13 protein-coding genes are annotated in these 13,242 nt (G+C 49.2%); 7 read left to right on the plus strand and 6 right to left on the minus strand.

Features of this window, described 5'->3' with window-relative positions:
- Nucleotides 1-146: 146 nt before the first annotated feature.
- From FJD32_RS00525 to FJD32_RS00540, 4 genes are all read right to left on the minus strand, one after another.
- The gene (locus tag FJD32_RS00525; RefSeq protein WP_037416192.1) at nt 147-407 is read right to left on the minus strand and encodes a phage-shock protein; all 261 of its coding nucleotides are present in this window, start codon (nt 405-407) and stop codon (nt 147-149) included.
- A 56-nt stretch (nt 408-463) separates the two neighbouring features.
- Nucleotides 464-1,603, minus strand: coding sequence for an ABC transporter permease (locus FJD32_RS00530; protein WP_037427971.1), 1,140 nt, complete (start codon nt 1,601-1,603; stop codon nt 464-466).
- A gap of 89 nt (nt 1,604-1,692) precedes the next feature.
- On the minus strand, nt 1,693-2,427 hold the full coding sequence (locus FJD32_RS00535) for an ATP-binding cassette domain-containing protein (protein ID WP_037416198.1): 735 nt from the start codon (nt 2,425-2,427) through the stop codon (nt 1,693-1,695).
- A 3-nt stretch (nt 2,428-2,430) separates the two neighbouring features.
- Nucleotides 2,431-4,038 carry an alpha/beta hydrolase gene (locus FJD32_RS00540; protein ID WP_088586466.1) on the minus strand — a complete coding sequence of 536 codons (1,608 nt, stop codon included), beginning with the start codon at nt 4,036-4,038 and terminating at the stop codon, nt 2,431-2,433.
- A gap of 92 nt (nt 4,039-4,130) precedes the next feature.
- On the opposite strand from FJD32_RS00540, the gene FJD32_RS00545 reads away from it, so the two are divergent.
- From FJD32_RS00545 to FJD32_RS00575, 7 genes are all read left to right on the plus strand, one after another.
- Nucleotides 4,131-4,502 (plus strand): GntR family transcriptional regulator, encoded by a 372-nt coding sequence (locus tag FJD32_RS00545; protein ID WP_037427968.1) that lies wholly within the window; start codon nt 4,131-4,133, stop codon nt 4,500-4,502.
- A gap of 40 nt (nt 4,503-4,542) precedes the next feature.
- Entirely contained in the window at nt 4,543-5,406 is an 864-nt protein-coding gene (locus FJD32_RS00550; protein ID WP_047536432.1) for an ABC transporter ATP-binding protein, read from the plus strand.
- On the plus strand, nt 5,403-6,713 hold the full coding sequence (locus tag FJD32_RS00555) for an ABC transporter permease (RefSeq protein WP_069453858.1): 1,311 nt from the start codon (nt 5,403-5,405) through the stop codon (nt 6,711-6,713). Before FJD32_RS00550 ends, FJD32_RS00555 begins: the two co-directional genes overlap by 4 nt.
- A gap of 128 nt (nt 6,714-6,841) precedes the next feature.
- Nucleotides 6,842-8,635 carry a long-chain fatty acid--CoA ligase gene (locus tag FJD32_RS00560; protein WP_069453857.1) on the plus strand — a complete coding sequence of 598 codons (1,794 nt, stop codon included), beginning with the start codon at nt 6,842-6,844 and terminating at the stop codon, nt 8,633-8,635.
- A 140-nt stretch (nt 8,636-8,775) separates the two neighbouring features.
- On the plus strand, nt 8,776-11,265 hold the full coding sequence (locus tag FJD32_RS00565) for a hypothetical protein (RefSeq protein WP_088586467.1): 2,490 nt from the start codon (nt 8,776-8,778) through the stop codon (nt 11,263-11,265).
- A gap of 107 nt (nt 11,266-11,372) precedes the next feature.
- Nucleotides 11,373-11,783 (plus strand): thioesterase family protein, encoded by a 411-nt coding sequence (locus FJD32_RS00570; RefSeq protein ID WP_055646913.1) that lies wholly within the window; start codon nt 11,373-11,375, stop codon nt 11,781-11,783.
- Nucleotides 11,784-11,901: 118 nt separating this feature from the next.
- Nucleotides 11,902-12,450 carry an HPP family protein gene (locus tag FJD32_RS00575; protein WP_037427960.1) on the plus strand — a complete coding sequence of 183 codons (549 nt, stop codon included), beginning with the start codon at nt 11,902-11,904 and terminating at the stop codon, nt 12,448-12,450.
- 20 nt (nt 12,451-12,470) lie between these two features.
- Here the strand turns inward: FJD32_RS00575 and FJD32_RS00580 are convergent, their stop codons facing one another.
- Together FJD32_RS00580 and FJD32_RS00585 are read right to left on the minus strand one after the other, a co-directional pair.
- On the minus strand, nt 12,471-12,734 hold the full coding sequence (locus tag FJD32_RS00580) for a GNAT family N-acetyltransferase (protein ID WP_088586468.1): 264 nt from the start codon (nt 12,732-12,734) through the stop codon (nt 12,471-12,473).
- 59 nt (nt 12,735-12,793) lie between these two features.
- On the minus strand, nt 12,794-13,222 hold the full coding sequence (locus tag FJD32_RS00585) for a thioesterase family protein (protein WP_088586469.1): 429 nt from the start codon (nt 13,220-13,222) through the stop codon (nt 12,794-12,796).
- Nucleotides 13,223-13,242: the final 20 nt, after the last annotated feature.

The following is a 13,242-nucleotide window of genomic DNA, read 5'->3' on the forward strand; positions in this document are numbered from 1 at the left end:
AAACCCAAGCCTAGCTTGGGTTTTTTATTGGCATTCGTTATGGACGGTTGTGGTCGCGCTAAGTCGCAACTACGCAGCTTGACTTAGCGCCTATAGACACAGCTTTAATACTCTGTAATACGAGTTTAACTGCGGTGCATTAACGACTATTTTAATGCCTCAATTTGCTGTGCCAGTGTGGTCTTGGCGGCGTTGTCCTCTGCATCTGTCACTATGCGCTCCAGCACTTGTACTCGTTCAATCAGTACCTGATTTTGTAGACTCAGCTGGGTGAGTTTATCCTCAAGCTGTCGATCGTTTCCGCCACCCAGTTGGCGCATTTTTAGGTAATGCTTAAACATCTCTGTAGCGCTTACACCGATAATAAAGGTCACCATAATGACCATGATAATAAATTCTTTTTCCATGATTGGCTCCTTAACTCAATGTTAGGGCGCGGCGCGCCCTCTGTGGGTTGATAGTGTTATAAACCGAAGATCACTTTTTCGCTCTTTAACGATTTTTCCATGCCGAATGCCAGTATTACCGCAATGGCGAGTGTGCCCAGCGTCGATACCAGCAATTGCAGCATGTTCATATCTTTACCTTTAATAAAGTCCATCAGTGCCTGTTGCTGACCCGAGACGGGCAACCATTGCAGGACGTCGGGCGCGATGTTGTAGCTGGCGGCCATCGACAGTGCCAAGGGCACAAACAGCACCATGGTTAGATAGGACTGGGCTTCCTTAAAGGTTTTGGCCATAAAGGACACAAACAATTGCAAACAGGCAGCCATCAGGGCAACTGGGATACCGACCAGCAGCATCAACGCCATAAATTCACTGGTAATGCTGACGCTAAAGCCGAGCTCCTGCCAAGGCACGAAGGTATAGGCGACCTTAGATACTAATAAAATCAACACTAAGCCGAGTAGGGCAAACAGACCGACAGCAATGATTTTAGAGAGCACTAATTGGCGCGTGGTTAGCGGATGGCTGAGTAACAATGCCAAGGAGTTACGTTCACGCTCACCGGCGCTGGTGTCGATGGCCAAGTTCATCCCCGAGATAAACACTGAGTAAATCATAGTGAAAATGGCGATGCCTAAGATCATCCCGCCCTTAGAGTCGGTGGTGGCTTGGTCGTGCACATTCACTTTCAGGGGCTGCACCACGCGAGGGTCGATACCGCGGGCGATTAAGCGCAGGCTGCCCATTTCGGCGCTGTAGGCCTGCAACTGTTTCTCTAAGCGGCGAATCGAGTTTTGCAGTTTTTCCTCTGAGTTATCGGCAACGATAGTGATCTCTGCGCCTTTGCCTTGGTTCATCTGCTTAGCATAGTCGGGGCTGATAATCAGCTCGATGGCTTTCAAATCCTTCGCGCCAGCTTCGCCTTGGGTAATGCCCTTGTTAGATAAAAAACGCACTAAATCCGGCGCTTTGTCGGGATTAGTGATGCTGATTTTAAGATCGTCCGGGCTGGTCAGCTGGCCAATAAGCACCATAAACAGGCCGCACATGATCAGCGGCGTACCGATGGCGTAGTAGAGCCCCGCCATCACAGAGCGTTTATCGCGGGCGGCGTCTATCAGTTCCTTGCGAACCATTGCGATGATTTTGTTCATGATTATTCCTTATCCCAAGTTTATCTGTTCGCTATTTAAGTCGAAGCAGGTGTTATCGCAATTTGTGTGAGCGTTGATGCTGTGAGTCATCATGCGGCAATACCCTCATCGGTGCCGATCAGCTGGATAAAGGCATCTTCGAGTGAGGCCTTACCCGTTTGTGCGCAAAGCTGTTCTGGGCTGCCGATGGCCACCACTCGGCCCTGTGCCATCACAATCACTTGGTCGCACAGCGCCGCGACTTCCTGCATCACATGGCTGGAAAACAGCACACAATGCCCTTGGTTTTTAAGGTCGATAAGAATATCGCGCAGCAAGCGAGTGCTCATTACATCCAGCCCACGGGTCGGTTCGTCGAGGATAATATTGCTCGGACTGTGGACTATGGCTTGGGCGAGGGCGGTTTTCATTCGTTGCCCTTGGGAGAAGCCTTTACAGCGGCGATCGCTAATATCTTCGAGGCGCAGTTTGGCGATAACCTTGCTGGTGGCTTCTTTGGCGTCGCTCGCAGATAACCCGCTGAGTTCGGCGAAGTAACGGATATATTCCCGCGGCGTGAGGCGCTCATACAGGCCAAATGGATCGGGGAATAAGCCGAGTTGCTGCTTAGCACCAATCGGGTCGATGGCGACATCGATACCTTCAATTTCAGCCGTGCCAGTATCGGGCTTTAACAGGCCAAAAATGGTGCGTAAACAGGTGGTTTTACCCGCGCCATTAGGGCCGAGTAGGCCGGTGATCTGGCCATTTTCGGCAACAAAACTCAAATCGTTTAAGGCCTGCACTTCGCCGATGCGCTTAGAAAGATGGGATACTTTGATCATGACTTACTCCTTGGCTCCAGTGCTGGGCTTATCTTTGGCAGATTGGGTTGCATCTTCGGTCGCGAGTGGCTCAACCGAGCTGGCATTTAAATAGAAACTACGGCGCACATCCTTTTTCAAACATTCACCATCGAGATCTTTAACCGAACCAGTACGCACTAACTCGGCGATTAAGTTATTGGCACAGGACTGATAGGCCACGCCATGGGTGGCGTATGGCGCGACCAAGTGTTTAGCGTTGGTGAGTTTTTCCATCGCAAGTTCCGCCCAACTTGGTGGTGTGGCAGGGTCTATTTCGCCCGACAGCAACAGTGTGGGGATAGCACTCTTAATAGGCTCGCTAAAGCTGGCATCGACGGGTGGCACTTTCCACACAGAGCATGATGCCTCTAGGCCTTCGAGCATAGATTTGCCAACATAGGAGGTTTTTGCCTGTTCACGCATCGCTGGGGTGATGCGATGGATGTCTTCACCGCAAACTACGGAGGCGTGCATGCCCATTGCCATGCCTGCACCATCGGTAGTTAAGGCATACAATCCGAGTAGCGGTTGATAGTTACCTTTGGCGGCTTGATGAATCGCATGGGGCACTAAGGCGCGCACATTGGTTTGATATAACGCCATTCTGATCGCGCCATAAAACTTCGCGCGGGTGAGTGTGAGTAAGGTCTTTTCACCCGTGACCGGGTCGTGTACTTGCTCCATCACTGGCCCTTCGGTTAGTCTTGCGACCACTTGGTCAAACTCGGCCTTGAGCTCAGGAAACTCGGCATGGCAGGCCGCGGTTTCTTGGCAGTCTTTAAACAATAAGTCAAAGCCGCGCTCAATTGCCGAGCCGATTTCTAATACGCTTTGCTGCATCGGCACTACGCCGTCTAAGGTGACTGTGGCTAGATGCTCGGGATACAAACGCATATAGAGCTGCGCCATGCGTGTGCCGTAAGAAATGCCGTATAAGTGCAGCTTTTTGTAGCCTAAATGGGCGCGCACGGCTTCGAAGTCTGCCACTGCATTGAGACTGCCGTATTGGGTTACATCGCTACCCGTTAATTGATCTCGGCATTTTTGCGCCTCGGCTAAGCTATCAATATTGTCATCGTTGAGGGCGAGTAAGGATTGTTCACCTGCATCGCAATTCAATAGATTTGAGCGACCTGTACCGCGTTGATCAATCAGCAAAATATCCCGCTGCTGTCGCACTTTATTCAGCATGCTATCAAAGCTTGCCGCATTATCTATGGCCGATTGACCTGGGCCGCCTGCTATCGCCAGCAGTGCTTCTTCATGATTGACGTTTTTCACCGCAGGCAAGACCACATAATGCACTTGGATCTGTTTGCCATCGGGCTTGTTGGGATTCTCAGGCACAGTCACAAAGCCGCAGTTTAAACGGTCCGAAACACCGTCCACATAACAGGTATTTGTGGGGGTTGTTGAAGGAGCTGATTTTTCACTTGCCCAAACCGTTGCGCTAGCCATAGCGAGCATAAGCGTACTCAACCCTATGATTTTGCGAGTTGAAATATGTTTATGCCAGCCTGTGTTTGAACGCTTAATCGCAACGCAAGCGCCGGCATTATGGGACTTCCTGTGGATCATGCTATCTATCATGAGCGCTTTCCTTTTTGCATTTCAGGATGAGTGTGATACTTTAAATGCAGTGTATCGGTGTATCAATGTATTAATACAGTGTGTAAAGCCTAATGTTAGAACTTTTAAATGTCAACCCCAGCAGTGGTGAGCCAATTTACAAGCAATTACACGAGCAAATCGTGCGCTTGATTGTGGGCGGCCAACTGCAAGAGGAAGACGTATTACCCTCAGTGCGCCAGATTGCGGAATACCTTGCGGTGAACCCGATGACAGTATCTCGCGCGATTCAGCAATTGGTGGATCAGGGCTGGTTAGAACGCCGCCGTGGGCAGGCGACTCGGGTTGCTGCCCGTACCGAGGCGATGGAGTCGGGCGTGAGTTTGCTTGAGCCGCAATTAGATGGCTTATTGGCACAAGCCAAGCAGCTGGGCGTGAGCCTGCCCGAGTTGCTGCAATTGATTAACGAGCGCTGGCAAGCCTAGTCGGCCCAAGCGAAAACGAGAATAAAAAGGACGCAATTCGATGGATCAAGAGTTTCCCCCAATACTTGAGTTTTCTAAGGTAAACAAAGTTTTTCGTGGAAAAAATGGCGTTGAAAAACAGGCGTTAAAGGATCTGTCCTTGTGCTTGTCTGCCGGGATGGTGGTTGGCTTATTGGGACAAAATGGTGCGGGTAAATCGACCTTAATGCGCTGCGCTTTGGGGATTCTTTCGCCCGATTCGGGTGACATCCGCACCTTAGGTGAGACGCCGGAACAACTTTCGTCAGCCGCAAAGGAGCGCCTTGGTTATGTGCCACAACAACCCTTTGGTTATGAAGGTTTTACCGTTGAGCGCGCCCTTGATTTACACCGCAGCTTTTATCCCCATTGGGACATGCAGTTAGAGCAAGATTGGCTTGCCCGCTTTGAGTTAGATGTCAGCCAACAGGTACAACGTCTGTCCGTCGGCCAGCGCCAATCCTTGGCGCTGATCATGGCAATGGCCTATCGTCCCGAGTTGCTGATCCTCGACGAACCCGTGGCCAGTCTCGATCCTATCGTCAGACGCAAATTTATGGTCGATTTGTTCGACTTGGCCCTCGAATCCGGCTCGGCGGTGCTGTTTTCATCCCATATCACCTCAGATTTAGAGCGGGTCGCGAGTCATGTGGCACTGATTAAACAGGGCGAATTAGTGCTGTTTAAGGAAATCGATGCTCTACGGGAAGAGGTGCGTCTACTCAAACTGGCTGTGGGTACGGAGTTGCCTGAGCAGGTGCGTATTTTGAGCCGTGATGGTAATTCTGTGCTGGTGGATAGTGGCGCAATCGATCTCAATCTTCCCGGCGTGCAGCGAAGTGAAGCGCTTAATTTGGAGCAACTCTTTGTGGAGTTACACAAATGAGTTCAGCTAAACCGCTTGTGCAACCTACTGATAAGCCTGTAACACAGCATTCAATCAATCCCTTTAACGGCATGCTGCGCCTGTGGTTATTTGACGTGGGCAGTGTGAGTTTTTTGGGTACCGGATTATTTGGCTTAGCCCTGAGCGTTTTGGCGGGATGGGCCGGGCAGAAGGAGAGTTTTGATATTTTTGTCGGCATGGGGATTGTCTCTACCTCGGCAGCGGTCGCATGGCAGTTGATTCGCTTGATGGCGAGTGAGTGCTCAATCTTAATCCCCCGTTATCGGCAGAATATTTTTATCCAGTGCGAGGTGATGCTCATTGGCGTGTTTAGCCTTGCGGTGCTCTTATGCGTATTGTTTGATTTTACCTCTAGCCTGTCGCTACTGGTGTTTGCCCAAGGGATAAGCTTAGGTTTTATTTTGCTGTGTCTGCGGCACACCCAATGGTTTTACTCCTCATTTTTACTGTTTATCTTAGTGCCGTTTTCTAGCGCTTTGGCTGAGCAAGTACCATTGTGGCTGAGCATCATAGTGTTGTTTGTGTTTGTCGTTCTGATTTGGCGCCGCTGCCTAGTGTTACCTTGGCGGGTGGAAGCACGCAGTGTGTACCTCAACGGGTTAGAAATGGGCTGGTTTTGGTTGCCTAATCTGCAATCCATGCGGTTTTTGAGCCGTTTCGAGCGTTATTTGCATCCGGTTAACTTTTTTATCGGGCCGATGTTAACCGTATTGCTGTTGTTGCTGCCCGTGCTGACATTGGTGCTGGGGGTATTATCCCATCAGTTTAATTGGGATTTTCCGGTGTTACTGCTACTGGCGCAGTTTTGTGTGATCAGCTGTTCGCTGGTGCATTGGAGTCGGGTGCAACGAGCGCGTGCAACAGAGTTACTGTTATTGATGCCGGGTTTTGATGGCAGAACCGGTTTGGTTAATGCTTTTGCCCGAGGGCAGCAACGATTGCTGTATCTCATCAGTGTCGGCATGTTGCTCTGTAGTGTGTTTATTACTTGGCTCAATGGCGGGATAAGTGCGCCATTGCTGGCGCATTTAGTGATGAGCACCTATTGGGCTTGTGCCTTGGTGTTAGGGCTAGGTTGCCTGTGCCGCCGAGTGTTACAGGTTAGCTTGACTATGCTGGTGGTGCTGGGGCATTCACTATGGGTGTCTATCAGTTTGGCGGCATTGCAGCATGATGGTCATCTATATTATTGGTTAATAGGCGATCTTTTACTGGTTGTGTTGGGGCAAATTGCCCTGTTTGGCGGCCGTAAAAAGTTATGGCGGGGCGATATCGTTGGGCTGTAATCGGCCTTAAATGACGTGATTTGGGCGACATTTGCACAAGATTAGAGCAAAAACTCTTAGTTTTTAGCTTGCCTTCAGGTAGAATGCTGCAAAAGCGGAACACTTGTAAGCTAAAAGGTGAGTCACTCATGTCGCTCGAACAATATCACGTAATTCGACTATTACAGCAGCAAAGCCAGTCGTTAAAGGAGGCTATTGCGCTGGAAGGTTTTGAAATGGCAGCCCCTTGGCATCAAGTCAGTTGGCAGGCATTTGATGAGATCAGCCATAAAATTGCACAAGTGTTGATTCAACTCGGCGTACAAGTGCAAGACCGCTGTGTGATCCTGTCACAAAACTGCCCACAATGGACCTGTGCCGATATCGGCATTCTGAAAAGCCGTGCCATTGTCGTGCCTATTTACCCAACCAGTACCTTAGAGCAAGCCAGCTTTATCATTAATGATGCGGCGGCTAAGGTGATTTTTGTCGACGACGCTAAGCAATATGCGCTGGCCTGCGAGCTACAAAAACAGTGTCCGACTCTAGAGCATGTGATTGTGTTCGATGCCGCAGTTCAGTTGGCTCAGGATAAACCTCAGCATAGACATTTAGATAACGTGCTAGCGCAGGCATACGACCAAAGTGCCGAGCTGGGGCAACGCTTAAAAGACGCGAATCTTGATGATCTGTTAACCCTGATTTATACCTCCGGCACCACGGGTGATCCTAAGGGCGTCATGCTGGATTACCGCAATATGGCTTCGACTGTGCGTCAGCACGATCAGATTTTGCCTTTTAATGCTGGCGATGTGTCTTTAGCTTTCCTACCGCTAAGCCATGTGTTTGAGCGTAGCTGGAGTTTCTACGTTTTATGCCGTGGTGGCCATAATGTGTATCTGCAAAATACCCAAAGAGTAAAAGAGGCGATAAGTGCTGTGCGTCCGCATACCTTGTGTGTGGTGCCGCGTTTCCTCGAGAAGGTTTACAGCGCAGTACAGGATAAGGTCGCGAAATCCGCAGAGGGTCGTAAAAAATTATTTGCTTGGGCGATGAGGGTTGGCGAGCGTCAGTTTGAAGTGAGCCAAGGCCGCGCTAAGGGCGGTTTGTGGTTATCCTTGCAATGGCGTTTGGCGAATAAATTGGTTTACAGCAAGTTGCAGGCAGTGCTCGGTGGACGCTTAAAGTTTATGCCCTGTGGCGGTGCTGCACTTGATTTAAATGTGGCGTCTTTTTTCCATGCTATTGGTATTCCTGTGCTTTGTGGCTATGGCATGACCGAAACAAACGCTACTGTGACCTGTAACACTTTGGATAACCGTGTCGCGGGGTCAAACGGTAAAGTCTTGCCCGAAATCGAAATTAAACTGGGTAAAGACGATGAAATCTTAGTCCGTGGCGACACTGTGATGCGTGGTTATTACAATCGCCCTGAAGATACTGCCGCCGCCTTTGAAGACGGCTGGTTAAAGACTGGCGATGCGGGACGACTCGATGCCCACGGCAATTTGTTTATTACCGATCGTATTAAAGAATTGATGAAGACCTCTAACGGTAAATATATTGCACCGCAAAGGGTTGAGGGTGCTGTTGGGTGTTGTCCTTTTATCGAACAAGTGGCGGTGATTGCCGATGCGCGTAACTATGTGACGGCGCTGATTGTGCCAGCCTTTGAATCCCTCGAAGCATGGGCAAAGGAAAAAGGCTTAAAGTATGAGTCGCCTATTGAGCTGCTGCGCCATAGCCATGTGGTTGAGCATTTCGAGCAGCGCCTCAAACAGCTCCAGCAGGAGTTGGCTAGTTTTGAGCAAATCAAAAAGTTTACCCTGCTGCCGGAAGCTTTTTCGATGGAGGCAGGATTAATCACGCCGACGCTTAAGTTGCGTCGCAAAATGATTTATCACAAGTACGCCCATGAAATTAATGCTATGTATAATAATTGATTGTTAAATATTTGATCTTAAAAGGCCGCTTAGCGGCCTTTTTTGTCTCAACTACTTCCTGACGCATAGTTCTTAGCTTAAAATTCGCCCCGTTTACTGGTGCGCACGAGGCGCAAGGTGTCGGTGTAAAGGATAGTTAAATGGAACTTTCGATTCGTCGTTTATGCGCCGCTGTCGGTGCGGTGTGGTTATCTTCTTTTGTGGTCATTCCTGCTGCGGTTGCGGCGGAATATGACAAAATGGTTCACGGTCCCGTGGATCTTCCCAATGGCCAATGGCTTAATTTTTATCAAAAAGATCAACAGGTATGGGGCGAAATGCTCTATGGCGATGCGCCCGGTGTGCGTATTGACGATTACGGCCGCGCTGAAATCGTGGCGGTGTTTTACCATGACTTTGACAAGGGCGGTACTAAGGAAGTTATCGTCATGCTCAAGGATGCCGATGGTCAGCATCTACGGGGTTATGGCTTTGAGGGTGAAGAGCTAACTAAATTGCCACGCTTGCAAGCAGTGCTCGATGAAGTTGTACCAAGCATTAGCACCTTTACCGTCGGCGGCGTTCGCAAGGTGTTAAGCCAGCTGCCGCCGCAGCAGTATCGTATGACCTATGAGGCGGAAGGGGTAAAAGATCCTGATATTAAAGCGATTTTGGATGGGACCTCTAAGCTCAAACCAACACTAATTGGTTATCGCAATTCTGAAGGCACAGCGGCGGATGTAAAAACCGCAGTGGAATACAAGCTGCGCTATCCCGTGACTCGCACCGATAAGGATGCCGAGGGGCGTGAACGAAAATACAGTCTAGTCGCCACGTTTGATCGCAGTGCCTACGTCGAAGAAGATGGCAGTTTTATGTTAGTCGCCATTGGTTATGAGGCCGACGATGTCGATTGGCTTAAAAATGGCAGCGAAAAAATCCCGCGAACAGGGCCTTTTTACGAATTCATGAGCATGGGCAGTACTTGGGCTGGTGTTGCCAGTGAAGCCAATTATGTTCAAGGCGAACTTGATGGTCACTTTGCCGCCTACGATGCCCGCAATGGCAGTGTGATGTATGCCGGTGACTATAAGCTGGGCAAACAAGTGGGTAAATGGATAGAAGCCGACAGCCGTGAAACCTATTGGGAGGGCGAGTACCTCGACGGCCAAAAGCAGGGTAAATGGGTATTGCAGTCCATGATGGATGACGCCGATAACTACGGCTTTATTCACTACAACAAGGGCGTGCCCGATGGCCCGAGTGAAATCTATACCCCAGATTACGATTCCGGCACTGAAGGCGCGAAGAAATTATCCGAAAAGGGCATTTATCTCAATGGCGTAAAAGACGGTGAGTGGCTTGAGTCCGATGGCAGCAAAGGCCAATACCAAAAGGGTGTGAAGCAAGGCGCTTGGGTAGAAAAGGTCACCCAAGGGGATTATCGCTTTCAAAGCGGTGAAGGCAGCTACCTCGATGGTAAACGTTCAGGCCTTTGGGTATATATTCGAACCCCAGATGCTAACGATGCATTTACCACTAGGCAATCGGTGACTTACCTCTACAAGACGGAAGTCAACTATGAGAACGGCCTACGCCAAGGTGAGGCTAAGTTATTCAATAAAGATAATTTTATGTTTGCCCTTAAACATTATGATAAGGGCAGACTCCACGGTGAGAGTCTATGGTATTCAGCCCCGAATACTGTCAGCAATGTAGCTAACTATCGTCAAGGCGAGTTAGATGGCCCACAAATGTGGCTCGAACCTAACGGCGATCTGAATGAGTTGAGTCAGTATAAGTTCAATGACGCCGTAAAACTTAAACCCTCGCAGGATGAATGCATGATGCGAAAAGAGCCTTATACAGGAGATTGTGAGGGTGTAATAAACGCAAACAATGCCGAGACTAGCTCGATTAAAGATGGTGATCAGCGAGTGTATCGCGGCGGCCGACTATCCGAATTAAGCTATTACACCAATGGGTCAGTCGATAAAGAATATCGATTCGATTCTAACGGCCGCTTAATGTCTTTGCAGACTTATAAAGCGGGTAAGGAATATGGCCCAAGCATTCGCTATTCCACCGACGGCGGCTATTCGCTCGTACAATATGGTCATCTTATCAATAACCGTCTCTCTGGCCCCCATTACACCTTTTACCCGAACGGCCAGTTAAAGAGTTTATGGAACTATTGCCAGCAAGAAGGCGAAACCTGGAACGGTGAACCTTATTTCTGGGATAACGCCATTGCACGCTGCGGTATCCAGCGGGAGTATTTTGATAATGGTGCCGTGAGTTGTATCGAGGATCTCGACAGCAATTATGCCGTGGATAAAGTCTGTTATGACCAGAATGGCAAGTTAGCCAGCGAAATGCTGCGGATTGATGAGCAACATGTGGTGCACAAGCGCTATATCAACGGAGTGATCTATCAAGAGGAACCTGGGTTTTCGGATTTTTCCCATGTGACCAAGGGACGCAAAATCTATCACCTAGAAAACCCAAAAAGCCATGGTGTGTTTAAGTCCTACGACAGCAGTGGCAAGCTCAAATACGAAAAAATTTATGATATGGGTAAAGCTGGCTGTATGAAAAAGTACGATGCTAACGGCAAGCAAACCCCAGATACCGCGAGCTGCCAGTTCTAGCATCGCGCTTCTTATTTCTGTTAGGCTTGGTAGGGATAAACGGGGCAATCGCCTTGTTTATCCCATTCACAGCATAAAAGTATAAGAACAACAAAAGGGAAGTTTGCATGTCAGCCACCGAATACAGCCTAGAAATCCAGCCAAGATTTACCGAAACCGATGGCCTAGGCCATATTAACAATACAGTGATCCCCGTGTGGTGCGAGGCGGCGCGCACGCCAATCTTCGAGATTTTTAATCCCGAGTTGGATTTACATCAATGGAATCTGATTGTGGCGGGTTTTACTGTAGCCTTTATCGCGCCGACTTATTACGGCAAGAGCGTGACGGTGAAAACCTATGTTAGCCGTATCGGTAATAGCAGTTTCGAACTGACTCAAAGCTGTTGGCAAGCTGGCAGTAAAACTGCGGAAGTGAAAACTACCTTAGTCCACTACGACTACAGTTGTGAAAAGAGTCGCCCTATTCCCGAAGATATTCGTGAAATCTTAGCTAGCCTGAACGGCGAAGCTGCATAAGTCTGATATTCGCTTTCACCGCACAATTGCAATTGTGCGGTGAAAACGTTAACGTGGCGGCCGCAAACGTGATGCGGATCACTTATCTGCACCTTTATTCCTCTTGGCCGGATTTAGCATGAGATTTTACTTCACCCGAATGCGTTCTAAGGACATCTGTCCGCCACGACAACCCCTGAAAAAGATCGTTTGGTCATGGGTCGGGGCCTTTTGTGGCATTTACTTAGTCGCCAGTCTCGCCACTTATATGGGCGAACATCTGCTTGGCACTATGTTTGTGATTGGCTCATTTGGGGCGTCGGCGGTATTAGTGTATGGCGCGCCACTGGCTGAGTTTTCTCAGCCACGTAACTTGATTGGCGGCAGTGTGTTATCGGCACTGATTGGTGTGGCTGTGTACCAAGTGTTTGCCGATTATATGGTGCTTGCGAGCGCTCTAGCCGTATCACTAGCCATCGCATTGATGTATTTAACTCGCACGCTGCACCCACCGGGCGGTGCAACGGCATTAATTGCTGTGATAGGCGGTGAGAACGTGCATCAACTCGGATTTCTCTATGCGTTGATGCCAGTATTCCTCGGCTCACTACTGTTATTACTGGTGGCGTTGGTCGTGAATAATCTCTCCACCGATCCCAAGCGCCACTACCCTGTGTATTGGATTTAGCGTACCTGTCGAGAAGCCAGTTATTTCAAAAACTTCTGCACATACCAGCAGCTGGCTTCTATCTCGTAATCTTGGGCTTTGGCCCATTTTAGGCCATGGCGAACTAAATGTTCAGCAAGACCTTTGCCACGCAGCTCGTCGGGCACAAAGGTACGGTTAAAGTCGATGTGCTGGCCATTGAGTCGGTATTCCAGCACGGCTTCATGCCCGTCAACGTGGATCACAAAGCGTTGTTTATCCTGTTGATGCTCAACGGTGATTTCAATTGGTGCTTTTTCTGACATACAGCCTCCCTCTGATATGGCCTAAAGTGTTATGGCAATGTAGCCATCGACTCGGTAGCTTAAGCTTGCTCGTGTTGTTTTAGAATGGCGAGTAATTCCGTGGGAAGCTCGGCTTTTTGACCAGTTTTAAAGTTAAACATCACAGCGACCGAAGAACCTAAGGTCGTAATGGCCTGTTGCTGCTTACTAAATGCTTGATAATGCATGGTAAATCTGTCGCTTTGAATATCGCTGATACTCACGCTGACCAATAGCGTATCGGGGAAGGTCACTGGACGTTTATAGCGGGCCTGATTTTCGCTAATCACGGGGCCAACACCGGATTTATACAGGGCATCGAGTGGAAAAAGGCGGTTGAAAAAGTCGATACGTGCGGTTTCAAAATAGCGGAAATAGACCACGTTGTTGACGTGTTGCAGCGCATCCATTTCGCCCCAAGCCACGGGGATTTCGGTCACTAGTGGGTGCTGTGCGAGAAACTTTTCCATTGGACTTAGTGTTGGACTTT

Origin of the sequence: Shewanella sp. LC6, from assembly GCF_006385735.2 — a bacterium.
Classification (GTDB): domain Bacteria; phylum Pseudomonadota; class Gammaproteobacteria; order Enterobacterales; family Shewanellaceae; genus Shewanella; species Shewanella xiamenensis.